This is a genomic window from Bacillus altaicus (assembly GCF_042136375.2).
In the GTDB taxonomy this organism is placed as follows: domain Bacteria; phylum Bacillota; class Bacilli; order Bacillales; family Bacillaceae_G; genus Bacillus_A; species Bacillus_A cereus_U.
This window is the reverse complement of record NZ_CM143394.1, coordinates 4,002,288-4,025,585: the sequence shown is the minus strand read 5'-3', so window position 1 is coordinate 4,025,585 and position 23,298 is coordinate 4,002,288. Positions and strand designations below refer to the sequence as shown.

Here is a 23,298-nt window from a genome sequence, read left to right as displayed (position 1 = left end):
ATGAAGGCTGTTATATATATATGTCATGGAAGCCGTTTGAAAGCAGCAAAAGAAGAAGCGGTTGCATTTATTACGTCATGTATGAACTATGTAGAGGCAAATATTCAAGAAATTTGTTTCTTAGAGCTAGCGAGTCCTTCTATTGAAGAAGGATTTCGTACATGTGTGAAGCGTGGCGCTACAGAGATTGTCGCTATTCCTGTTTTTTTATTAGCGGCAGGACATGTAAAGAAAGATATTCCGCTTGAATTACGAAAGTTAAACGAGGAATATCCGGATATCAAAATAGTGTATGGTAATCCATTTGGTGTATCAGAAGTGCTTGTAAAAGCGGTATATAACGGAAGTGGCATTAAAGACTATGAAGAAGAAGTAACACTTTTGCTCGTTGCAAGAGGGAGTAGTGATCCGGAAACTTTACAAGACATAAAGTGGATTTCTTCTTTATTTCAAAAAGAAGAGAACATTAAAGCGGTGGAAGTTTGTTATTTAGCAGCCGCGGAGCCGAAGTTTGATGAGAAGTTGAAAGAAATTGTAGAACAAAAAGAACGGAACATTGTTGTGTTACCTTACTTATTATTTACAGGCTTACTCATGAAACATGTTGAGAAAGAAGTGCGTCAATATGAGTCGGAAGAGATAAAAATAAGTCCATATTTAGGAAAGAATGTAGCGTTTCGAGAGATGTTAATTCAGAAAACAGAGGAAATATTGAAGGGAGATCAATATGTATCCACTTACAGTGCGAGTTGATAAGAAACGTGTTGTTGTCATTGGTGGAGGGAAAGTAGCAGGGTTTAAAATTATTCCTTTACTAAAGCAAGGTGCGGATATAGTTGTGGTAAGTACAGAATTAGATGCGAATTTAGTGAAACTTGTAGAAGAAAAGCAAATTCGTTGGTATCAAAGAGAGTATAAGAAAAGTGATATTAAAGATGCTTTTTTAGTAGTTGCAGCGACTAGCGATTCGGTATTAAATGAACAAATTGCTGAAGATGCCTCGGTAAATCAATTGGTAAATGTTATTACGAATCCGGAAAGTGGGAATGTTCATTTTCCGGCGGCAATTCATCGTGGACTACTTAATGTAGCTGTGTCTACTGGAGGGGCAAGTCCGAAACTTGCAAAAAAAATTCGTGATGATATCGCAAATAAATATGATGAGAAGTATGAATCGTATCTTGATTTTTTATATGAAGTTAGAATAAAAGTGAAAGAATTACAAGTAGAGAAAAGGCAGAAAAATATATTATTACAAGAAGTATTAAAGTCTATATATGTTCAAAATGAACAAAAGAGAGAACTCTTTTTACAAGAATTAGAGGAAAAAGTTCATATAGGATAGTAAATAAAGAGAAACTTTAATCAGTGAGGTGTCTAGTACCCACTATTTATGAGTCCTCACCACTCGGGGGGAATTGTACTTTACAACTATAAGAATATAATTTATAATCACAAGTAACTTCAAAAGATGAAATCGATGAGCAAGAAGAGTACGTATATTTGATGCGTTCAGAGAGCTGGGGTAAGGTGTGAGCCCGGTACGATAAAATATACAGAATGGGCTTGCGAGAGGTATGCTGAACATTGCAGTAGGCAACCCGGGTTCCGCCGTTAAAAGGATAGAGTATCGGATTTTTCCTGTACTTGAACAAGTGGGATTTATTGATCCAATTGAGGTGGTACCACGGTATTTATATTACATATATCGTCCTCTACATGCATATTTGCGTGTAGGGGACTTTTTTATTTTTTAAAGGAGGTGTGCGAGTATGAAATGAAAGTGTATAATTAGTAAAAGTTTAAATATTCAGAAAAGGAGAATTTATGATGAAAGAAACACAGCAATGGACGTCGAAAATAGGCTTTGTACTCGCAGCAGCGGGAGCCGCAGTAGGTCTTGGGGCAATATGGAAGTTTCCATATGTTGCAGGTAATGGCGGGGGAGGCGCATTCTTCCTTGTATTCTTACTATTAACTATATTTATTGGTATGCCTCTTCTTGTAGCTGAATTTGTTATTGGCCGTAGTACTCAAAAAGAGGCAGTTACAGCTTATAAAGTATTAGTACCAAATAGCAAGTTATATCCTTGGATTGGTCGTATGGGGGTTGTTACTTGTTTTAGCGTACTATCTTTTTATAGTGTTGTAGGTGGATGGATTTTACTTTATTTATACTATAGTGTCACAGGTAGTTTCTGGAACGGAGTAGTCGATTATGGGCAATTGTTTGCTGAAACAATTGCAAATCCAGTAAGTGCGATTGGGGCGCAATTCATCTTTATGCTTTGTACCATTTTTGTTGTTAGTAAAGGTGTGGAAAAAGGCATAGAAAAGGCAAGTAAGTACATGATGCCGCTATTATTCATTTTATTTATTGCTATCATTATTCGTGCGTTAACACTTGATGGTGCTATGGCTGGGGTAGAGTTCTTCTTAAAACCAGATTTTTCAAAGCTTACAGCAGATACGATTTTATATGCGATGGGACAATCTTTCTTCTCACTAACGGTAGGTGCCTCGGTAATGGTAACGTATAGTTCGTATTTAAAGAAAGAAGAGCATTTAGCTAAATCAGCAACATCTATTGTAAGTTTAACTGTATTTGTTACAGTACTTGCAGGATTAGCGATTTTTCCGGCGATTTTCGCATTAGGAGTTAAACCGACAGAAGGACCAGGGCTACTGTTTATCGTTCTTCCTGCTGTCTTTGCGAAAATTCCATTTGGACAATTTTTCTTCATTATGTTTTTAGTTTTATTCTTCTTTGCGACTTTAACATCTGCGATTTCAATGCTTGAAATTGTAGTAGCATCTGTTGCGAAAGATAATGAGAAGAAGCGTCCGTCAGCTTCGTTATTAATTGGTATTCTTATTTTTGCAGTTGGAATTCCATCAGCGTTATCGTTTGGAATTATGAGTGATGTGAAAATATTTGGTAAGACATTCTTTGATTTCGTCGATTTTTCGGTAAGTAATGTATTACTGCCATTAGGAGTACTAGCCATTTCGCTATTCGTACCAAATAAAATGAGTAAAGAGTTATTAATGAAAGAGTTAGAAGTTACGGAAACGAAAGGGAAAACATTATTTAACATTTGGTTCTTCTTACTTCGTTATGTTATTCCTGTAACTGTAATTATCGTATTTTTAAATGCGATAGGCGTATTTAAAATGTTTGCATAATAAAAAGACGGAGATCTCTCCGTCTTTTTATTATGTTGTAGAAGTATTTAATAAGCGATTATATGCTTTATAAGCTGTGACAACGGCGATAAATGATCCAATTAAAAATAACGCTGAGCCGCCGAATGTAAATAACCGGCCGATGTATGTTTCTCTAGCTTCTTCTATTTCTTCTTGCAATTGTGTATTCATATTTACCACCCCGCAAAATATAGGCATTTAGTTGTAGTTTATGTGAAATGCCTAAAAAGTGTGAAATGGTAGTAAAAAAACTCGGTATGCACCGAGTTTTTTATAATCCAATATAAGGAGATGGATCGACAGCGTTTGTCTTACCGACATTCCATTCTCCAAGGTGAAGTTCGAAGTGTAAATGTTGACCGAAAGATTGTCCAGTATTCCCCATAAATCCAAGTTGATCACCTTGTTTTACAGTTTGTCCATTAGATACAGAACGGCTACTCATATGTGCATATACAGTTGTATATGTTTTTCCGTTTATACGGTGAGATAAGTATACAACGTTTCCGTAACTAGATGATAATTCTGAACGGATAACAACGCCATCTGCAGCAGCTACGATTGGTACTGTCCCTGAAGCGGCAATATCGATTCCTTTATGGTTATCTAAAGAACGTGTACCAAATCCTGAAGTTTTCGATCCGGCTGCTGGTTTAATAAATCCACCTTTGTTCGTATCTTGCGGTGTTGGTGCGGATTGTGTGCTTTCTTTAGCAGAAGCGGCGGCTTGTTTTTTTGCTTCCTCAGCCTTGCGTGCCTCTTCAACTTTACGCGCTTCTTCTGCACGTTTTTCTTCTTCAATTGCTTTTTGAACAGCTTGACGCTGGTTTTCTAAAATGCCTTTTGACTCTTCTAATCCTTCAATCTCAGAATCTACTTTTGCTACTTTCGTATGTAGATCGTTAATAAAAGTTTGTTGCTGTTGTTGGTTATTTTGTAACTCTTGTTGTTTGTGTACTAATTTCTGTTCGGATTCTTTCAGTTGTTGCTCTTTTTTCTCAACAGCCTCTTTTTCGGTCGTCACAGCATCTTGATCACTTGTTTGCTTTTTTACAATATCTGTATCGTTATTTAAAATTAAACTTACAGAATACATATTATCAACAAGATCGGCAATATTTGCAGAACTTGTTATTACTTCTGTAATGATACTCGTACGAGGCTTTTCTTGCATAGATTGTAGTCGTTGTTTAATAACTTCCTGCCGTGTATCTATGTTCGTTTGTAATTGCTCTATATGTTTCTTTTTTTCAGTAATAACTTGCTGTGTGTTGCTAATTTCTTTTTTTGTATCTTTTAATTCAGCTTCGTTTTTATTAATAGAAGTAGTTAATTCGTCGATTTTCTTTTGTAATTCCTGGATTTCTTTTTCTATTTGTTCTTTCTCAGCTGATTTATTTTGTAAGTCATTTTGTTTGCCTTCTAATTCGGATTGAATATTAGATAATTTATTTTCATTCGTTTCAGCGTATACGGGTGAAAGTAATGGGGAAACGAAAATCGTTCCAGCTGCTAAAACACTAAATGCTGCAAATTTCTTTTTCATTGTTGTCTTGCTCCTTTCCCTATGAATGTATATATCATAAGAAGAAGAAGGGTGTCTATCGTTGTAATCATAATGTAAAGAAAACTTTATAAATTTGCTAAGTTTTGTCGGAATTTAGCATCTTTTCGTAGTGTTTGTCATAAAGTTAAAATTCTTGAATTTATAGAAAAAGGTATCAATTTTGATTTTTTTAGAAAAAAATCATGGAAAATGATGGAGTTTTCCATGATGAAACATTACTTTAAAAACCTATAAATCACTAGTGAGGAATCGATTTCATGTGAGGTTTTCTGACATGAGGTTTATTTTTGTCAAGAAAATTATTTGCGTTCGGGCAAACTTATTTTGTTGTCAGATTTAAAATTTTGATTTATGATTTTTAACAGGGACAAAATGTAGTGAATTGTCGAATAATATGTAATACTCTTAATTTCATGTTTTATAGAGATAGAATGAGAGATAGAGTGACACATCGAAGAGGGGGTTACCACAAGTATGAAAAGAATAGGACTTGCATGGCAAATTTTAATAGGACTTGCGCTTGGTATTGCAGTTGGGGCGATTTTCTTTGGAAATCAGGAAGTGGTGAAGTACTTACAACCAATTGGTGATATTTTCATCCGATTAATTAAAATGATCGTTGTACCGATTGTTGTAGCGAGTATTGTTGTTGGGGTTGCTGGTGTTGGCGATGTTAAGAAGTTAGGCCGACTAGGCGGAAAAACAATTCTTTACTTTGAAATTATTACAACGATTGCGATTGTTGTTGGTCTATTAATAGCGAACATTTTCCAACCTGGAAAAGGCGTTGATATGGATAAATTGACGAAAACAGATATTTCAAAATATACAGCTACGACAGAGCAAGTACAAAGTCATTCGTTCGCGGATACGTTTGTAAATATTGTTCCGACGAACATTATGAAATCATTAGCTGAAGGTGATATGCTTGCTATTATCTTCTTCTCAGTATTATTTGGTTTAGGTATAGCAGCAATTGGTGAGCGTGGTAAACCAGTGCTACAATTTTTCCAAGGTGTAGCAGATGCAATGTTTTATGTAACAAACCAAGTTATGAAGTTTGCACCATTTGGTGTATTCGCATTAATTGGTGTTACAGTTTCTACATTCGGATTAGCTTCTTTAATTCCCTTAGGGAAATTACTCATTGTAGTATACGGAGCAATGATCTTCTTCGTTGTAGTTGTATTAGGACTTACAGCGAAAATATTCGGTATTAACATTTTCCAATTCTTTAAAATTTTAAAAGACGAGCTGATCTTAGCGTACTCTACAGCAAGTTCAGAAACAGTTTTACCGAAAATTATGGAGAAAATGGAGAAATTCGGTTGTCCGAAAGCAATTACGTCTTTCGTTATTCCGACAGGTTATTCATTTAACTTAGATGGATCAACTTTATATCAAGCAATTGCGGCAATTTTCTTAGCTCAAATGTACGGTATTGAATTATCCATTACACAACAAATTACATTATTACTTGTATTAATGGTTACATCAAAAGGTATCGCGGGCGTACCGGGCGTATCATTCGTTGTATTATTAGCAACACTTGGTACAGTAGGTATTCCAGCTGAAGGTTTAGCGTTTATTGCAGGTATTGACCGTATTCTAGATATGGCTCGTACGGCAGTTAACGTTGTAGGTAACTCTTTAGCGGCTGTAGTTATGTCTAAGTGGGAAGGTCAATATGACGCTGAAAAAGGACAAGCCTATTTAAAAGAGATATCTGAAAAGGGTCAAGCGGCTTAATTATGATTTGAAAAGCTCTCACATATTATGTGAGAGCTTTTCTGTATGTAGAAGAGGAGAGAAAGTTATGAAACGTAAGTACGGTGATGGTTCTACGTGGAAGCGATTAATAGAGAAGACATACACAGTAAAACAAGCTGAAGCAGGTATGTTAGGAATATTGGATATAAAAAAGGTGAGAGAGCCTAGTTATAAAGAATACAATAGTAAAGAGCTTTGTATTGCAGGTGATGGGTATACATGGATGCAATATTTTATAAACGGGAAAAACTTTGCAATTACAGCTATGTTAGACAATCAAAAACAATTAGTACAATATTATATCGACGTGACGAAAGAATATAAAATAGACGAGCGTGGTTTACCTTATTTTGATGATTTATATTTAGATGTAGTATTGTTACCAAACGGTGAGATTTATGTATTGGATGAAGAGGAGTTAGAGGATGCTTATAAAATTGGTGATGTTACAAAGGAAGAATATGAGTTAGCATGGAATACAACAAAATGGATTATAGCGACTATAAAAAATAGAAAATTTTATTGGATCTCAATATTGGATAAAGAAATCGAAAAGTTAAAATGATTGGTTTATTCATATTTTTGTATAATTACCAAAAAAATCTATACAAAAAATAATTGACTTTTGTTTTGTAAGCGAGTAAAGTTAGGAAAGAAATTATTATTAAAAAATAAATATGAAACCTTCTTATAAAGAGAGGCGGAGGGACTGGCCCTACGATGCCTCGGCAGCGGACTCGATTTCAGAGTGCTGTGCCGAATCCAGCAAGCATGTGCTTGAAAGATGAGAAGAGTGTTTCTTATAGATGTATAAGACCTCTTCTCATCGGAAGAGGTCTTTTGTTATTCATTAGAAAAGGTTGAAAACTAGGGAGAGATGATACTTTGAAAGAAACGAGAGGAAATGGTTTAGCGTTATTACCACTTGGAATATTTTTGGCGCTATTTATTGGTTCTGGAATTATTACAGGTGATTTCTATAAATTGCCGATACTTGTAGCAATTTCAATTGCTGTAGGAATTGCTTTAGTGATGAATCGTAAAGAAAGCTTTAATGTGAAAGTAGAACGATTTGCTAAAGGTGCAGGAAATCCGGATATTATGATTATGGTATTAATTTTTGTACTTGCAGGGGCGTTTTCTGAAACAGCAAAAGGAATGGGCGGAGTTGATTCAACTGTTAATTTAGCGTTATCTATTTTGCCACCAGGATTTATCGTTGCTGGAATTTTTGTTATAGGGGCATTTATTTCATTAGCGATGGGAACTTCAATGGGAACAATTGCAGCACTAGCACCAATTGCTGTAGGTATTAGTGGGCAAACTGATATCTCAATTGCACTTGCGATGGCTACTGTTGTGGGCGGAGCGATGTTTGGTGATAATTTATCATTTATTTCAGATACAACAATTGCTGCTGTTCGTTCACAAGGAACAGAAATGAAAGATAAGTTTAAAACGAACTTTTTAATTGTATTACCAGCCGCTATTATTACAATTGTACTATTAGTAATAATTACTTTAGGAAGTGATACACAAGTTAAAGCCCATAGTTTTGACTGGATAAAGATTTTACCGTATGCAGGAGTACTTATTACCGCGCTACTTGGCTGGAATGTACTTATTGTGTTAACTGGTGGAACTATATTATCTGGCGCTATCGGTCTTATAGATGGAAGTTACACGTTGGAGAGTTTCTTTAAAAGTGTAACGACTGGAATGGGCGGTATGATGGAGTTAGTATTACTTGCCATTTTAATCGGTGGTATGGTCGAACTGATCCAATATAATGGTGGTATTCAATATTTAATGAATCTTTTAACGCGTAATATTCGTTCGAAAAAAGGAGCAGAGTTCGGTATTGCTGGCTTAGTGAGTATGACGAATATGTGTACAGCAAATAATACAATATCTATCATTTTCACAGGTCCGCTTGCGAAAAATATTGCAGATGAATATGAAATTGATCCACGAAAATCAGCGAGTGTACTAGATTTATTCTCTTGCTGTATACAAGGATTAATTCCGTACGGTGCACAAATGTTAACAGCGGCAGGGTTCGCCGCATTATCTCCAATTGAGCTGTTACCATATGCGTTTTATCCGATTTTAGTTGGAGTATGTGGAATCATTTCTATATTAATTGGTTTCCCGAGGTTTTCTAAAGTGGCGGAAAAAAAAGAGTATCATAAAACAGCATAACATAAAGAGACATTTATTATTAGCAGTTGAAAACGCTCGGAGAACATTCTCTGAGCGTTTTTTATTATTTATAAATCCTTTTTCAAATAGTAGTGTTTATAATCTCTTCCTACGTTATCGAGGATACCATACTCTTTATAACCGTATTTTTTATAGAAATCTAATGCTTGAAAGCTTAAAGTGTCAACTTTTATAAAATCACAACTTCTTTCTAAAGCGATTTTTTCTACTTCTAATAACAGTTTAGTTCCATACCCTAATGCACGTATATCTTCATCGATGATAAAAGAGTGAATCTCTAACCAATTCCAACAGACTTCACCTAATATTCCCCCGCATATTTTACCATTTTCATCTTTAAGAAATAAATGAATCTCTAAGTATCTGTCTCTTAAATCAGATGGAAAGTGCTTTAAATTATATTCATAAAGCTGATTGTTTATATAGTTTTTAGCGGCGGTATTGATTTCTTTCGTAATGTGTAAATTCATGATATATCCCCTTTAATTTAAATGTAGCCTTCCGAATCATTTTAACATAATTTTCTTAATAATATGTTTAATGTAATTTAATAAACGTTTGTATGTATTGCTAATTTTTTGGACGCGCAAGTTGAGATTCTCATCCGTTATTGAATAAGAATTTTTCTGTATCTATACGCATCGCATACATGTTCGTTTTGCAAAAGGCTGAATTCAACTCGGTCTTAAGTCTGAGTCGAAAACAGTTCTTAAGCTCGTTATGAAAAAATGAAAAAATAGTTAAGATAAGAGTATCAAATCGAAGGGAGGCAAGCACAAGATGAAACAATTTCTAGCGTTTATCGCGGCCGGTATTTTGGCTTTAATTGCTCTTGGTAGTCTTGCTGGTATTGTAGGATTCGCCATTGGAGCAGGAGTTGTGTACTGGAGCTATAAATCATTTGTGCGAGCTAAATCATTTTTTGGAAAGTTAGCTTGGGGTATTGTTGGTTTGATCGGCTTGTCCATTGCACTTTCTCATTCCCCAGCATTAATCGGTATCGCAGCATTAGTAGTTTTATACTACGGATACCGTGAGTGGAAAAAAGGAAAAAATGTAGTTGTTGATTCTGCTCCAGAAAGTGCTAAACCATATAGCAACTTTGAAGATGAGTGGAACAAGTTAATGAAAAACTAATATAAAATAAATCAAATTATAAAGTAGAAGAGAGGAAGATTATAATGAAACAATCTTTATTCGGACGTGTACGCGATGCAATTTTAGCTGATTTTCATAATGTGTTAGATGAGAAAGAAAGAAAAAATCCAATTGCTATGTTAAACCAATATTTACGCGACAGTGAGCGTGAAATAACAAAAATTGAGAAGTTAATTCAGCGTCATAAAACATTAAAATCTAACTTCGCTCGTGAGCTTGAGCAAGCACGTTATTTCGTTAATAAAAGATCAAAGCAGGCTATCATCGCACAAGAAGCAGGCGAATTGCAATTGCATGAACGTGCATTAGAAGAAGTAGCGTATTATGAAGGGCAAGTAACTCGCTTAGAAGAAATGTATGCTGGTGTTGTAGAGCAAATTGATGAGTTAGAGCGTCGTCTTTCAGAAATGAAAAATAAATTAAAAGAAATGAACGCAAAGCGTATGGAATTAATGGCACGTGAAAATATGGCGCATGCAAACCGTCGTATGAATACTGCTATTCATAAAATGGATGAAAATAATCCGTTCTTACGATTCGAAGAAATTGAAGATCACATTCGTGACATAGAGCTTCGTGTAAATGAAGAGCATGAGCGTGATACATTTGATATGAAAATTGCAAAACTAGAGCGTGAAATGAAAGAGAAAAATGAAGTATCGTTAACGAAAGAAGTAACAAAATAATTGTAGTATATAATAAAACAGGCTTATGATATAGTGATAGGAGAAAAGGTGTTGGAAAGCAATGCCTTTTCTTCTATGTATATGTGACAAAGAGGGGGGGGAGCTGAAATGAAGAAGCACTTTTCAAAAACACAATTTATGGGGATGCTCCTCATCATATTTGGATTCGGTCTTTTTCTTGATATGATACTTGGACATTTTGAACCAGGTGGTCTAATATTTGCATTTATTATGATTATGTTTGGAAGACATTATCGAAAGAAGAATCGTTATGTAAGAGGGAATGTATTTTTATTTGTCGGTGGTATTGTATTCTTATTCTTCTTATTTTCATCAGCAGCATTCGTACTTGTTGTGTTTGCTTGTTTAGCTTTAATTGGTTATCAACTTATTCAACAAGGACATCAGCAAAAAGCAATGAAAGTTGAAATTAAAGAAAAGGGATATATAGATGAAGAAAAACAAATATATCGTACAGAACCGTATATAAAAAATATGTTTGTAGGTAATGTACGAATGATGGATCATATTTATGAAATAGAGGATATTAACGTCCAATATGGTGCTTGTGACGTCGAGATTGATTTAACAACTGCTATGATTCCAGAGGGGGAAACGGTTATTGTTATTCGGGGCGTCATTGGTAATATTCGTTTATATGTACCATATGATATTGAATTGTCTTTAAATCATTCTGTTATTGTTGGGCGAGTGCTCCTGCCAGGACATGAAGAAACTGGATTTAACCGTAATGTTACGTTTAGAACAGAACAGTATAAAGAAGCCCTTCGTCGTATTAAAATTATTTCTTCGCTTGTCGTAGGAGATACGGAAGTGAGGAAAGTATAATGAAAAAACAAAGGAATATTTCGTGGATGTATATTCGTTATTCTATGTTGTCCTCTGTGAGTATCGCACTTATTTGTACAATTGTATATGTATGGAAAAGTGAGCAACAAGTTTATGATTTACTATGGAAAGAATCCATTGCTTCTGTTCCAATTGGCTTGTTTATTATGAGTACCAGTCTTCTTATCGGAGGAATTGTAGGATATGCAATCGGTTATTATATAGAGCAGCGTATACAAGGATTAAATACTTTTCTATTTGAAGTAGAGCGAGGGAATTTTCCGAGTGATGTTTCATTTACTGCGGATGATGAATTTCATGAAGTGGAACGAAAAGTAATTGGTCTTGCTCGTCGCTTAGAGGAGCAAGCTGGGCTATTTCAAAAAGTAACGAATGAACGAGCCCATTGGAATGAAGAGATGAGACAAGAAGCGATTTCTCAAGAAAGGCATCGATTAGCGAGAGAGCTGCATGATTCTGTAAGTCAGCAGCTTTTTGCAATGTCGATGATGATGTCAGCCATTAATGAACAAGTAGCTGAAATTCCAGACACGACGCAAAAACAGTTGCAGCTTGTTGAAAATATGGTTGTAAATGCACAATCAGAAATGAGAGCATTGCTCCTTCATTTACGCCCAGTGCAGTTAGAAGGTAAGAAACTAACAGAGGGTATAGAAGAATTATTAACAGAGCTGTCTAGAAAGCAACATATGAAAATTGAATGGTTAATTGAAGCGATTCAATTAAAAAAGGGTGTAGAGGATCATTTATTCCGTATTGTACAAGAGGCGCTGTCTAATACATTACGGCATGCGAAGGCAAAGAAAACCGAAGTACGCCTTCGTAAAATTGATCAATATGCGATTTTGAAAATTATTGATGACGGCGTTGGGTTTAAAGTTGGTGTTAATAAGGCTGGTTCATACGGTTTAAGGTCAATGCAAGAGCGAGTTCATGAAATTGGTGGTACATTAAAAGTTCTTAGTTTTCCGAATAAAGGTACGCAAATAGAAGTGAAAGTACCGATTATGATTGAGAGAGGGGGAGAATCATGATAAAAGTATTATTAGTTGATGATCATGAAATGGTTCGAATGGGTGTATCAGCATATTTATCAACGCAGCCAGATATTGAAGTAGTTGGAGAAGCTGAAAATGGAAGAAAAGGTTCAGAGTTAGCTTTGCAATTAAGACCGGATATTATTTTAATGGACCTTGTTATGGATGAGATGGACGGGGTTGAAGCAACACACGCTATTATTCAAGAATGGCCAGAAGCAAAAATTGTAGTTGTAACGAGCTTTTTAGATGATGAAAAGTTATATCCTGTTATTGAGGCGGGAGCGACAAGTTATTTATTAAAAACATCAAGAGCGAGTGATATTGCAGACGCTGTACGAGCTACTTATGATGGGGAAACGGTATTAGAGCCGAAAGTTACTGGCAAAATGATGTCTCGTATGCGTCAGAAGAAAGAACAACCTTTGCATGAGGAGTTAACAGAAAGAGAGTCTGAAATTTTGTTATTAATTGCAGAGGGGAAAAGTAATCAAGAGATTGCAGATGAGTTGTTTATTGCCCTTAAAACAGTAAAGACACATGTGAGTAATATATTAAATAAGCTAAATGTAAGCGACCGGACACAGGCGGTTATTTATGCGTTTAGACACCAATTGACGAAATAAGAAAGAAGCTTTGACTAGATATGGTCAAAGCTTTTTGTTGACGGTTAGTTATGTAAGCGTTATCATTAAGGTGTTAACAGTACATACAAAGGGGAGAGAGTGTATGTTAGTTCAAACGATATTTGGAATGGATGAAACGAAAAAATTAGGTAACTATGTGAATGCGTTGCAAGCACTTTGTGAACAATATGATATTGAAACAGATCGTATTGCAATTATTGAGGCGACAGAAGCATATTATTTATTTCTAGTAAAACAAGAAGATTGCTATGATGTTGTAAAAGTAGAAACAGTGGATACGAATATTGATTACTATACGAAAGCTTATAAAGTAAGTAGCTTTAATCATACTTCTTATCAAATGTAAAAAACTCCCGAAATGGGAGTTTTTTTATGATACTTTCGATTCAGATGAATGATCCGTTAATGGTACTGCTTTGGCGCCACTTAATTTTGCGATAGCAAAACCGATAATAGCCCCAACTAATGCTGGTACTAACCAGCCAATTCCTTCATTATATAATGGAATAAACTCGAAATAAGATGTGATAGATGAAACAGGAATATTCCCTTCTTTTAATCCATCAAATACGCTCACAACTGCAGATCCAATTAACGCACCTACATAAACAGAACGATATCCCCCGAAATATTTATGAAGTAATGATAGTAATACGAGTACAATCGCAATTGGATATACAACAAGTAAAATAGGAACAGAGATTGCGATAATTTTTGTTAAACCTAAGTTGGCAACTAATAGTCCTAATGTGCAAATGACACTTGCTAACATTTTGTATGAAAATTTTGTTAATAATGTTGAGAAGTATTGACTGCATGCAGATACAAGTCCAATACATGTTGTTAAGCAAGCGAGTGTAACGATAAGAGATAATAGAATTAGACCATAGGGACCAAGTAATTGTTGTACGATAACGGTAAGTAGCTGTCCGCCATTTGTTGCGTATCCGAGAGAGACACTAGTTGTACCAAGCCAGCCAAGTGCACCATATACAAGTACGAGACCGGTAGCGGCAATAAGTCCTGCTTTTGCTGTTGCGATGGCAATGGATTTACGGTCATTCACACCTTTTGAGCGAATTGCATTTACAACGATAATTCCAAATGCAAGTGCTGAAATGGTATCCATTGTTAAGTATCCTTCCATAAAACCTTTGAAAATTGGAGAAATTTGATACTCTTGCATTGCTGGTCCGGATTGCCCGAGGGGTGTAAATACACCCTTAACGAATAATAAGAAAATAGAGAGTAATAAAATAGGTGTTAATACGCTTCCGATACGATCGACGAGTTTAGAAGGATTTAAACTAAGCCAAAATACGATAGCAAAGAAGATGACTGTGTATAAAAATAGCGCTAGGCTGCTAGAGCGAATAGTTTCTGGTAAGAAAGAACTAACTCCCATTTCATAAGCGACATTAGCAACACGTGGGATGCCCATAGATGGACCGATTGCAATGTATACAACTACTGTAAAGAATATTCCGAATGACGGGTGAACATGACTTGCAAGTTGTTGCATACCATTTCCTGATAGAGAAATGGCGATAACAGTAAGTAGCGGTAAGCCGACTCCTGTTAGTAAAAAACCAATCATTGCTGGCCAAAAGTTTTCACCAGCATTTTGTCCAAGCATTGGAGGGAAAATTAAATTACCTGCTCCAAAAAATAAAGAAAATAGCATAAGACCTGTGAAAAAAATATGTTTTTTTGATACAGTGTTCATTGTTTTTTGCCTCCTTTTTTGTAAATTCATTGTAAGAACACAAAAAACTCGTCCCTTAAGAAAGGGACGAGTTATATTTACCCGCGATACCACCCTAATTTATACATGTAGAAATATATTTATATGTATACGGCTTACAACGTACAACATGATACGTGTTCCTTGTAACGGGGGACGACCGGTAAGAACTTACTTCAGCATTCGGTTCTACTTCTCGGAGATGATTTTCGGTTGCGAACTGAGCATTGGCTTTCAGCAAAATACCAACTCTCTGGGGAACAGCTCTATAACATACTCGTTCTCGTCAATGAATTTTTATTCAAGTATTCTGACAACATTTTCACATGTTTTTTTTAGAAAGTCAACATATTTTTTGGGAAATACCCTTTCCTGTAGAAATATAGCTGAGAATATAAGGGTTAATGCTATTTGTGAAAATGCTGTAAAACATTATAGAGAATTGTAAAGTTTATAGAGAAAATCCATATTTATAGGAATAAGGAAGGAATTATTTGAATTTGCAGAGAATAATACAACAATCCACTTGCTGGAAAGAACAAACCAAAAGAGGTGACTGAAATGCTTGCGATGGGAGTATTATTTGGCATTATTGCTATAATTGGTTTTATGTGGTTATATTATTCGCGTTCGTTTAAACAAGCAGAAGTTTTACTCTTTCAAAAAGGTAGTTTGTTGACAAATCAGTCTAGATATTTAGTATGTCCGAAGTGTGGAAGTGCACAGGCCAGGAGTGGAGGATATCAAGAGTGTTGCAAAACTAGATTATGAAAGAAGGAAGCCTCACATTATTTTGTGAGGCTTCCTTCCTTACAATTTTTTCGCGCTCCAAATTGTCCAACGATCTCTTTCGATGATAGGAGAGACGTTCTGTAATGCCGTTTGGATATGATGTAGAAGTTGAGAAAGTTCATTATCTGTTAATTCATATAGAATGGATCGTCCGGTTCGAGGAGATAAATCTTGCAGTAATGCTTCTACAGAATCATGTGTTTTTCGTACTTCCCATTGTGTTTGTATGGGGAATACTTGAAGAGAATATTTTTGTAATTCTTGCTGTATGGTAGTGGTTTTTGGTCTTCTTTTTGATTCTATTTCAATGAGTTTTGGAAATACAGAGAAAAAATATCCACGAATGTGTTCAGGATTTCCTGGAATTGTACAATCTTCAATAGTTCGGTCTTGTAAAATAAGTGTACCGTCTTTTTTTAATATGCGAGAAGCCTCTCTTATAAATGTAGGAATATCTTGTAAGTGATGAATGACTGCACGTGAAATGATAAGGTCGAATGTTTCGTTAGGGTATGGAATATTATGCGCATCACCGTGAATGAATGAAATGTTTGGGAAGGCATTACAATTTTCTTTTGCAGCTTGTAATATTTCTTTTGAAAAATCAAGCCCAACAACACTTTTGGCACCCATAAGAGCAAGTTCTTTCGTATAAATGCCGCCACCACAACCTATATCAATTACTTTTTTATTTTGCACATCTGCAATATTGTGTATTGTGTCCTGCCATGAAATATGTGCGTTACGATTTGCATACGTATACTTATTATTTGCATCATGAAAATTAATGGACATTGTAAAATCCTCCCTTCAATGTATAGTATAGCTCATTCTATATAATGTAACGTTTTTGTTTTATGTATGAGGATTATAAGAATTTCTTATTGGAAAAGGAGAATCGATTTGAAAGGGAAATATTTAATGTTTTTATGTGTTATTTTACTCGCGTCGTGTGGTCAAGCCGAGCAAAAGAAGGAATCGAAACAAGTAGAGGAGACAGTGAATGAAGTGAAAGAACCATTACAAGTAACTGTTATGCAAAAAGGTAAAGAAGAAAAAAATTTAAAGAAAATGGATGCGGAGTTGGTGGTGGATATTATAAACAAAGCGGAAAAACAAGAAGTAACGGGTAGTTTTGGTGAACCGGAATATGAAATACAAATTAGTAGAGATGGAAAAAAAGAAACATATTATGCATGGTTAAGAGGAGAAGACCGCCGAGGATGGGTGCAATATAAGAAAGATATGTATATGCTGAACGAAAAAGATACGGAAAAACTTTTGGCTATCTTTCCAAAGATTCTAGAACAAAAAGAAGATGAGATGCAAGTAGGGCCTTTAACGGAAGTAACGAAAAAAGATTTGCAGATTACCGCGTTTCATATTAAAGCAGGCGATCAAAAAATAAATTATACGGTACGTTATACGATTTCACAATCACTATATAATAAGTTAGCAAAGGAACAAGAATATTATTTGCAATTGATTTTCCCGGAAAAGGTTCAAAAATTAATTGGCGCAAAAGATAGTGAAATGATTTCAGCTGAAAAAGTAAAGGAAGGGTATAAACAGTATGAATTGAATGTTACTGTTCCGATAAAAGATGCTTCAGAATCACAATTAAAATCATTAGAAACTTATTATGATAATTACGATTTACAAATATTAAATAGTAAGAAAGAAAAAGTAGGAGCATTTCAAAACATTATTCAAATTGTTAAAGAGTATGGTGAAAAAATGAATTTACAAAGATAAAGTGAAACTTTAATCAGTGGGGGGCATCCCCCGCTGATTATTAGCACGAATCCCGCCTAACTTCTTTGCTCCAGCCGAATTTTGAGGTGGGATTCTTACTGCCCGCAAATAGCGGACAGTAAGAATCATAAAGTCTATATGGCCTTTCCTAGGAAATGATAATAGAGGGGAAAGATCCCCTCTATTATTTTGCTTTTGCAGATGGTTCATTCATTGATTTTCGTGTAATTAGAAAGGAAATCATAAGAGCAGAAAGAATAATAAGGGCTATAAATAAGTGATTTGGCAACCAATCTAATAATAATACGTAACTGACGGTATAAAAAATAAGAGTTGAAGCTAAAAACGATAGCGCGCCTATCATAAGAGATTGTAATTTCATTTGTATTTACCTCCTTTTATTTTTATTTTTGGCTAAAAATGGATGAAATAAACATTATTTCTAACAATAGAAAAAAATATGTCATAATAGAGAAAAAGAATAAGTTTTGATGAGTGTATATGGCTCAGTAAAGCGAGATAAAGGAGAGGAATATGAAAAAAAATAAAAAAGGATTATGGGGAGTTATCGTTGCAATAGGGTTATTTTTACTGTCTAAGTTAAAATGGGTATTTGCCATTTTTAAGTTAGCAAAATTTTCAACAGTATTTAGTATGTTTTTATCGCTTGGTGCATACGCAGTCATATATGGTTGGAAGTTTGGGGTAGCACTCGTTTATTTGTTGTTTGTACATGAGATGGGGCATTTATGGGCAGCGAGAAAGAAAGGTATACCAACATCGCCAGCAATCTTCATACCTTTTATGGGGGCTCTTATTGGGATGAAAGAGATGCCGAAAAATGCAAAAGATGAAGCATACATTGCCTATATGGGACCTCTTTTCGGATTGCTTTCATTTTTACCCGCGATTCCACTTTATCTGGTAACGAAAGAGCCATTTTGGGCGCTTATTATTTTACTTGGCAGTATGATTAATTTCTTTAACTTAATTCCAGTTTCTCCGTTAGATGGTGGACGAATAATTTCAGTTGTAAGTACGAAAATTTGGGGAGCAGGGCTAGTTTTACTACTCGGCTATTCTATTTACTTCAAGAGTATTTTAGGAGGATTTATTGTTATTATCGGTTGTATGGAACTATATAGAGTAATAAAGAGAGATGAGCCGATTAAGGAATTAGGATATAAAATCGATGGAATGAAAGACTATGTTGCTAGGCTTGAAGAGGAATTAAACGAAACTGGTGCGGTGCATCGAACGATTTATATGATTCACCATGAGATGAATGTATTAAGACAAAGAGAACGTGAAAAAGAATTAAAAACAGGAGAACTTCAAAAGATTGAAGTGCTAGAGTACCTTTTACCAAAGTTTGAGCCGCTTGATTATGTCCCATATGAAGATGAAAAAGAAATGCATACAATTCATATAAGAGAAGCATTTGAAATGTCAGAAAGAAAATTAAATGAATGGGAAACAGAAAAAGAACAACAAGAAAATTATTATAAAGTCGATACGAAAACGAAATGGACAGTATTTGCTTGTTATATCGGATTAATGGCTATACTCGGTTATACAGCTTATGAAGGTTATGTTGTTTTACAAGAGCATTTACCAAGGAGAAGTTTGTAGGGAAATAGTGTCGAAATGACAAGAAGGATTTAAACAGGAATTACATTTCTACGAGAGAATGTTACAAGTGTAACAGTACATTGTAATATTCATAGTAGAAAAGGGGCTCTGTATATGAAGAGATTGTTAAGTGTATTGGTAACTATTACTGTGATGGCAATAGCGAGCTATAGTCTTATGAAAGTACTATTATATTATGGGAATAAGTCTGCTGGAGTAAATACAGTAGCACAAATAGAAGAGGTACAAGAGAAGAAGACACTCGATTTTGTTCGTACGACACATGAAAGTTATAATAATTTCTTGAATTATGGTAAGGCAGAGAAATATACAGATGGGGACTGGAAACATTTTAAAAAATGGTTTCAAGGGCAAGAAGCCTCTTTAAAAAATATACATAAAGAAATAAAAAGTGAAAAAATAAAACGCGATGTGAATAGAAGTTATGAAATTGTAAAGAAAGGTGTGGAGCTTCAGAATATTGAGTATGTAGTCTATGCTCATCGCGTATATCATGACTTGGATATACTTGTGAATAAATATAAAGGTGAAACGAATGTATGGGGGTATACAGAGTTTGGAGATGGGCAGAATATAAAAAGGATTGAACAAGCAATACAAACAAAGTAGTAGGCTAGCTAGAATTCTAGTTAGCTTTTTTTTTGAGCACAATTAATGTGGGCTAATAATTAGTGGCGGATGGTAGCACGCCACACTAGTTAAAATTTATTTAATATGTGAATTGTTCATATATTTTTCACAAAAACACCATGTTAATAGTGATTAAAATCACAATATGTATTATACAATTCAGTTAAACTAAAAACAGTTAAGGAAATAGAGGAGTGGGATACAATGTTAAGTGCAAAAACAATTGAAATCGTAAAGTCAACAGTACCGTTATTACAAGAAAAAGGCGTTGAAATTACAACGAGATTTTATCAAATTTTATTTTCGGAACATCCGGAGTTATTGAATATTTTTAACCATACGAATCAGAAAAAGGGAAGACAACAACAAGCGTTAGCAAATGCTGTTTATGCAGCTGCAACGTACATTGATAATTTAGAAGCTATTATTCCAGTTGTAAAACAAATCGGTCATAAGCATAGAAGTTTAGGTATTAAAGCAGAGCATTATCCAATAGTAGGTACATGCTTGCTACGAGCGATTAAAGAGGTCGCAGGCGCACCTGATGAAGTTTTAAATGCATGGGGAGAAGCCTATGGCGTCATTGCTGATGCATTCATTAGCATTGAAGCGGATATGTATGAAGAAGCTGCACATAAAGCAGGTGGATGGAAAGATTTCCGCAACTTTGTGATTGTTAAAAAAGTGAAGGAAAGCGACGTTATTACATCATTTTATTTAAAACCTGAAGATGGCGGGAAAGTTTCTTCATTCATCCCAGGACAATATGTAACGATTCAAATAAATATTGAAGGTGAAACATATACGCATAATCGTCAATATAGCTTATCTGATGCTTCTGGAAAAGAATATTATCGTATTAGTGTAAAGAAAGAAAAAGGTGTAGATACACCAGATGGTAAAGTATCTAATTACCTACATGATCATGTAGGAGAAGGAGATGTCTTACCAGTAAGTGCACCAGCGGGAGATTTCGTATTAAATATGGATTCAACATTACCTGTTGTACTAATTAGTGGTGGGGTAGGTATTACACCGATGATGAGCATGTTAAATACGTTAATTGAACAAGAATCAAAGCGTAATGTATGCTTTGTACATGCGGCGGTAAATAGTAATACACATGCGATGAAAGAGCATGTTGAGACAGTAGAAAAAGAGTATGAACAAGTTAAAGCATATACTTGCTATTCTTCACCGACAGAGCAAGATGTCGAAATGAAGAATTTTGATAAAGAAGGATTTATTGAACGTGAATGGTTACAAACTATTATTCCAACGACTGAAGCAGAATTTTATTTCTGCGGTCCAGTAGCATTTATGAAACATATAAATGCTGCATTAATTGATTTGGGTGTTAAACAAGAGCACATTCATTATGAATTTTTCGGTCCCGCAGCAAGCTTACAATAGATTAAATTTGAACAAGCGAAAAACGAGGTATTATTTTACCTCGTTTTTCGCTTGTTCTCTTAATAATCGATTTACTGTTTCACGGCGTACACCTATGAGCTGACCAATTTCAGTTTGTGTTAATATTTCATAAATAGGGATGTCACCTAAATATAAGGTGAACCATTCTTGTAAACGATGGAGGCGCTCTTTAGGAGAGACGGTTGTTAATTGATCGATACGCTGTTGCATCATTCGTAACTTCGCTTGTAATTGCATAGCGATATTTGCATATGATGCAGGATTTTCCTGAAGTTGATCGTACCATTCATTACTAATTATAGGCTCAACTTCTGTTTTCATTAAAGCGATAGCTGTACCATGATATTCCTTCGGTGAAATTAAAGAATGGTGTGGTATCGTTTCACCAGGAACGATAATATTAAATAAAAATGCTGTTCCGTTTTCTTCTAATCGAATAACTTTTAATAAACCTGTTTTTATAAAGTATAAAGGACCGTCCTCACCTTGACGGAATAATATATCTCCCTTATGTAGAATCAATGTTAGCCCCCCCATTAAAACATTTCTATTTCTTATATTTTAGCGTATATGTATAAAGATAATATGCTTTTTAAACAGCAATTTCATTGACGAAATGTATGCTATTACAGTAGTATACTATTTAGTGTGTAATAGTACTAGCAATGAATACGCTGTAGGGGGTTTAGTATATTGTTAGATGCGATGAAGATGACGGATATGAGAATTCCGGCGAATGCTATCATTCATGTAGAAGAGATGAAAGGTGGAGTCGTTTTATCCGTTGAAATAGACGGCCAAATTATTTATACGATGGCTTATGATGAGGAAACAGATAGTTATGCTGAATTATATGATCGAAACGATAAGAGGGCGTGCCAAGTACATGAAGACTTTATGGGATGGTCACTTCTTCACTAAAAAGATGTCAATATGACATCTTTTTTTATTGAATCGATAGATTATACAAAGAAATGAAATATAAGGATAAAATTTGTAATAAATGATTTTGCATTGTTAGCACTTTGTAACTGTAAGATAACTGTTTTTTCGCTATCATAAAGATAACAGTCATAGCTATAGGAGTGATCAACTTGAAGAAAGTACATATTTCAAATTTTACGCTATTAAGTGTTTGTTTAGTTTTATTTGTTCTCCTAGGAGCCTTTTTATATTCATGTGTATAAGAAAAAACGCATTCTAGAAAGAACGCGTTATAAAAATGAAGTAATGATTAATCTAGTTCCAAGAATAATTAATGTGATACGTAATAAATTAATTACTGCATTACCACTTAATTTTGTGTTAATATAAGCCCCGATTTTTCCACCAATCCATGCACCAGGAATAAGAATTAATGCATAAGCCCAGCTGACATTTCCTAGAGAGATGTGAGTTAAAGAACTTACAATTGCTGAGAGAAATACGATAAACATTGAAGTTGCTACAGCAATGTGTGCTGGGAACGCAAAAAGGAGCATCATCGCTGGCACAAGTAAGGCGCCACCACCGATTCCGAATAATCCGGATATAAATCCAACTATAAAGGCAATAAAGATAGCGAGAAATGGTGGGAATTGATAGTCTACAGTATTTCCTTCTTTATCTGTAAAAGATCGCTTAATTACAGTCATATTTGATAGGGAAAGAGGTTTTAATTTGTCTCGTAGTATAAGAAGAATGGAGACGAATATAAGAAAAATCCCAAAGTATAAAGAAAATGTATCTTGGTTTAAAAATTTGTTTGCCCATGATCCGATAATACCACCAGGGCCACTCCCGATAAATAAAATAAGTCCACTTTTATAATCTACCCGTTTATGTTTCATATAAGTAAGGGTAGAAGACAGCCCTGTAAAAACGACTGTTACCATTGAAGTTCCTACTGCGAGTTGTGGTGATAAACTGTGTAATCCAATTAATAACGGAACGATAATAATTCCGCCTCCAAGTCCGACGAGGCTTCCAACTGTCCCGGCGATTAATCCGATGAAAAGTAACATGATGTATTCCAAAATTGCCAACTCCTCTATATAACTTATCCATCAATCATTATACACGCTTTTTAATAAAAAATAGGTTTGTTCACAAAAAAGTCGTCTTCCTAGAAAAATAAGGAAGACGA

Annotated in this window: 26 protein-coding genes, 1 riboswitch and 2 other annotated features; of the genes, 18 read left to right on the top strand and 8 right to left on the bottom strand. The window is 34.9% G+C overall.

What is annotated here, in order from left to right:
- The 3 genes from ACE38F_RS20775 to ACE38F_RS20765 all read left to right on the top strand — a co-directional run bounded on the left by ACE38F_RS20775 (position 1) and on the right by ACE38F_RS20765 (position 3,186).
- Positions 1 to 753: a sirohydrochlorin chelatase gene (locus tag ACE38F_RS20775; protein WP_375369809.1), complete on the top strand. Its 753-nt coding sequence runs from the start codon at positions 1 to 3 to the stop codon at positions 751 to 753.
- Positions 728 to 1,345 (top strand): NAD(P)-binding protein, encoded by a 618-nt coding sequence (locus ACE38F_RS20770; protein WP_375369808.1) that lies wholly within the window; start codon positions 728 to 730, stop codon positions 1,343 to 1,345. Before ACE38F_RS20775 ends, ACE38F_RS20770 begins: the two co-directional genes overlap by 26 nt.
- A gap of 126 nt (positions 1,346 to 1,471) precedes the next feature.
- Positions 1,472 to 1,719: a binding site (T-box leader), on the top strand.
- 111 nt (positions 1,720 to 1,830) lie between these two features.
- Positions 1,831 to 3,186 (top strand): sodium-dependent transporter, encoded by a 1,356-nt coding sequence (locus tag ACE38F_RS20765; protein ID WP_215581105.1) that lies wholly within the window; start codon positions 1,831 to 1,833, stop codon positions 3,184 to 3,186.
- A 30-nt stretch (positions 3,187 to 3,216) separates the two neighbouring features.
- On the opposite strand, the gene ACE38F_RS20760 is transcribed toward ACE38F_RS20765, so the two are convergent.
- Together ACE38F_RS20760 and ACE38F_RS20755 are read right to left on the bottom strand one after the other, a co-directional pair.
- Positions 3,217 to 3,378, bottom strand: a complete 162-nt coding sequence (locus tag ACE38F_RS20760; RefSeq protein ID WP_002158647.1) for a hypothetical protein — start codon at positions 3,376 to 3,378, stop codon at positions 3,217 to 3,219.
- A gap of 100 nt (positions 3,379 to 3,478) precedes the next feature.
- A complete protein-coding gene (locus tag ACE38F_RS20755) occupies positions 3,479 to 4,753 on the bottom strand; it encodes a murein hydrolase activator EnvC family protein (RefSeq protein ID WP_375369807.1) in 1,275 nt (424 codons plus the stop codon).
- 495 nt (positions 4,754 to 5,248) lie between these two features.
- Between ACE38F_RS20755 and gltP the strand changes: the two genes are divergently transcribed.
- From gltP to ACE38F_RS20740, 3 genes are all read left to right on the top strand, one after another.
- Positions 5,249 to 6,523 (top strand): glutamate/aspartate:proton symporter GltP, encoded by a 1,275-nt coding sequence (gltP, locus tag ACE38F_RS20750; protein ID WP_375369806.1) that lies wholly within the window; start codon positions 5,249 to 5,251, stop codon positions 6,521 to 6,523.
- A gap of 67 nt (positions 6,524 to 6,590) precedes the next feature.
- Complete coding sequence (locus ACE38F_RS20745; protein WP_341307280.1) at positions 6,591 to 7,109, top strand: ribonuclease FAU-1 family protein; 519 nt, start codon at positions 6,591 to 6,593, stop codon at positions 7,107 to 7,109.
- A 120-nt stretch (positions 7,110 to 7,229) separates the two neighbouring features.
- Positions 7,230 to 7,335: riboswitch (SAM riboswitch) on the top strand.
- 94 nt (positions 7,336 to 7,429) lie between these two features.
- Entirely contained in the window at positions 7,430 to 8,746 is a 1,317-nt protein-coding gene (locus tag ACE38F_RS20740) for a Na+/H+ antiporter NhaC family protein (protein ID WP_375369805.1), read from the top strand.
- A 68-nt stretch (positions 8,747 to 8,814) separates the two neighbouring features.
- Here ACE38F_RS20740 and ACE38F_RS20735 read toward each other — a convergent pair whose 3' ends face one another.
- Positions 8,815 to 9,237 (bottom strand): GNAT family N-acetyltransferase, encoded by a 423-nt coding sequence (locus ACE38F_RS20735; protein WP_375369804.1) that lies wholly within the window; start codon positions 9,235 to 9,237, stop codon positions 8,815 to 8,817.
- 310 nt (positions 9,238 to 9,547) lie between these two features.
- On the opposite strand from ACE38F_RS20735, the gene ACE38F_RS20730 reads away from it, so the two are divergent.
- The 6 genes from ACE38F_RS20730 (at position 9,548) to ACE38F_RS20705 (ending at position 13,511) form a co-directional block, all read left to right on the top strand.
- Entirely contained in the window at positions 9,548 to 9,904 is a 357-nt protein-coding gene (locus ACE38F_RS20730) for a lmo0954 family membrane protein (RefSeq protein ID WP_002011676.1), read from the top strand.
- Positions 9,905 to 9,948: 44 nt separating this feature from the next.
- Positions 9,949 to 10,611, top strand: a complete 663-nt coding sequence (locus tag ACE38F_RS20725) for a PspA/IM30 family protein (protein WP_375369803.1) — start codon at positions 9,949 to 9,951, stop codon at positions 10,609 to 10,611.
- 108 nt (positions 10,612 to 10,719) lie between these two features.
- Positions 10,720 to 11,460 carry a cell wall-active antibiotics response protein LiaF gene (gene liaF, locus ACE38F_RS20720; protein WP_375369802.1) on the top strand — a complete coding sequence of 247 codons (741 nt, stop codon included), beginning with the start codon at positions 10,720 to 10,722 and terminating at the stop codon, positions 11,458 to 11,460.
- Positions 11,460 to 12,515, top strand: a complete 1,056-nt coding sequence (locus ACE38F_RS20715; RefSeq protein ID WP_375369801.1) for a sensor histidine kinase — start codon at positions 11,460 to 11,462, stop codon at positions 12,513 to 12,515. The genes liaF and ACE38F_RS20715 overlap by 1 nt, the downstream gene beginning before the upstream one ends.
- A complete protein-coding gene (locus tag ACE38F_RS20710; RefSeq protein ID WP_075308725.1) occupies positions 12,512 to 13,144 on the top strand; it encodes a response regulator in 633 nt (210 codons plus the stop codon). Before ACE38F_RS20715 ends, ACE38F_RS20710 begins: the two co-directional genes overlap by 4 nt.
- A gap of 10 nt (positions 13,145 to 13,154) precedes the next feature.
- Positions 13,155 to 13,511, top strand: coding sequence for a DUF3992 domain-containing protein (locus ACE38F_RS20705; RefSeq protein WP_375369800.1), 357 nt, complete (start codon positions 13,155 to 13,157; stop codon positions 13,509 to 13,511).
- Between the two features lie 24 nt (positions 13,512 to 13,535).
- Here the strand turns inward: ACE38F_RS20705 and brnQ3 are convergent, their stop codons facing one another.
- A complete protein-coding gene (brnQ3, locus tag ACE38F_RS20700) occupies positions 13,536 to 14,891 on the bottom strand; it encodes a branched-chain amino acid transport system II carrier protein BrnQ3 (protein WP_375369799.1) in 1,356 nt (451 codons plus the stop codon).
- A gap of 59 nt (positions 14,892 to 14,950) precedes the next feature.
- Positions 14,951 to 15,208: a binding site (T-box leader), on the bottom strand.
- A gap of 262 nt (positions 15,209 to 15,470) precedes the next feature.
- Between brnQ3 and ACE38F_RS20695 the strand changes: the two genes are divergently transcribed.
- Complete coding sequence (locus ACE38F_RS20695) at positions 15,471 to 15,680, top strand: hypothetical protein (protein WP_000880631.1); 210 nt, start codon at positions 15,471 to 15,473, stop codon at positions 15,678 to 15,680.
- Positions 15,681 to 15,719: 39 nt separating this feature from the next.
- On the opposite strand, the gene ACE38F_RS20690 is transcribed toward ACE38F_RS20695, so the two are convergent.
- Entirely contained in the window at positions 15,720 to 16,496 is a 777-nt protein-coding gene (locus ACE38F_RS20690; protein ID WP_341307275.1) for a class I SAM-dependent methyltransferase, read from the bottom strand.
- Positions 16,497 to 16,604: 108 nt separating this feature from the next.
- On the opposite strand from ACE38F_RS20690, the gene ACE38F_RS20685 reads away from it, so the two are divergent.
- Positions 16,605 to 17,456, top strand: coding sequence for a hypothetical protein (locus ACE38F_RS20685; RefSeq protein WP_375369798.1), 852 nt, complete (start codon positions 16,605 to 16,607; stop codon positions 17,454 to 17,456).
- A gap of 184 nt (positions 17,457 to 17,640) precedes the next feature.
- Here ACE38F_RS20685 and ACE38F_RS20680 read toward each other — a convergent pair whose 3' ends face one another.
- Positions 17,641 to 17,838, bottom strand: coding sequence for a hypothetical protein (locus ACE38F_RS20680; RefSeq protein ID WP_000776287.1), 198 nt, complete (start codon positions 17,836 to 17,838; stop codon positions 17,641 to 17,643).
- A gap of 152 nt (positions 17,839 to 17,990) precedes the next feature.
- Here ACE38F_RS20680 and ACE38F_RS20675 point away from each other — a divergent pair, with 152 nt between their 5' ends.
- From ACE38F_RS20675 to hmpA, 3 genes are all read left to right on the top strand, one after another.
- Positions 17,991 to 19,088, top strand: a complete 1,098-nt coding sequence (locus ACE38F_RS20675) for a site-2 protease family protein (RefSeq protein WP_341307273.1) — start codon at positions 17,991 to 17,993, stop codon at positions 19,086 to 19,088.
- A gap of 114 nt (positions 19,089 to 19,202) precedes the next feature.
- Positions 19,203 to 19,718 carry a hypothetical protein gene (locus ACE38F_RS20670; RefSeq protein WP_375369797.1) on the top strand — a complete coding sequence of 172 codons (516 nt, stop codon included), beginning with the start codon at positions 19,203 to 19,205 and terminating at the stop codon, positions 19,716 to 19,718.
- A gap of 225 nt (positions 19,719 to 19,943) precedes the next feature.
- Positions 19,944 to 21,152 (top strand): NO-inducible flavohemoprotein, encoded by a 1,209-nt coding sequence (gene hmpA / locus ACE38F_RS20665; RefSeq protein WP_375369796.1) that lies wholly within the window; start codon positions 19,944 to 19,946, stop codon positions 21,150 to 21,152.
- Between the two features lie 30 nt (positions 21,153 to 21,182).
- Here hmpA and ACE38F_RS20660 read toward each other — a convergent pair whose 3' ends face one another.
- Positions 21,183 to 21,695 carry a Crp/Fnr family transcriptional regulator gene (locus ACE38F_RS20660; protein WP_341307271.1) on the bottom strand — a complete coding sequence of 171 codons (513 nt, stop codon included), beginning with the start codon at positions 21,693 to 21,695 and terminating at the stop codon, positions 21,183 to 21,185.
- Between the two features lie 171 nt (positions 21,696 to 21,866).
- On the opposite strand from ACE38F_RS20660, the gene ACE38F_RS20655 reads away from it, so the two are divergent.
- A complete protein-coding gene (locus ACE38F_RS20655; protein ID WP_000883004.1) occupies positions 21,867 to 22,094 on the top strand; it encodes a hypothetical protein in 228 nt (75 codons plus the stop codon).
- Between the two features lie 293 nt (positions 22,095 to 22,387).
- On the opposite strand, the gene ACE38F_RS20650 is transcribed toward ACE38F_RS20655, so the two are convergent.
- Positions 22,388 to 23,188: a sulfite exporter TauE/SafE family protein gene (locus ACE38F_RS20650; RefSeq protein ID WP_215555741.1), complete on the bottom strand. Its 801-nt coding sequence runs from the start codon at positions 23,186 to 23,188 to the stop codon at positions 22,388 to 22,390.
- Positions 23,189 to 23,298: the final 110 nt, after the last annotated feature.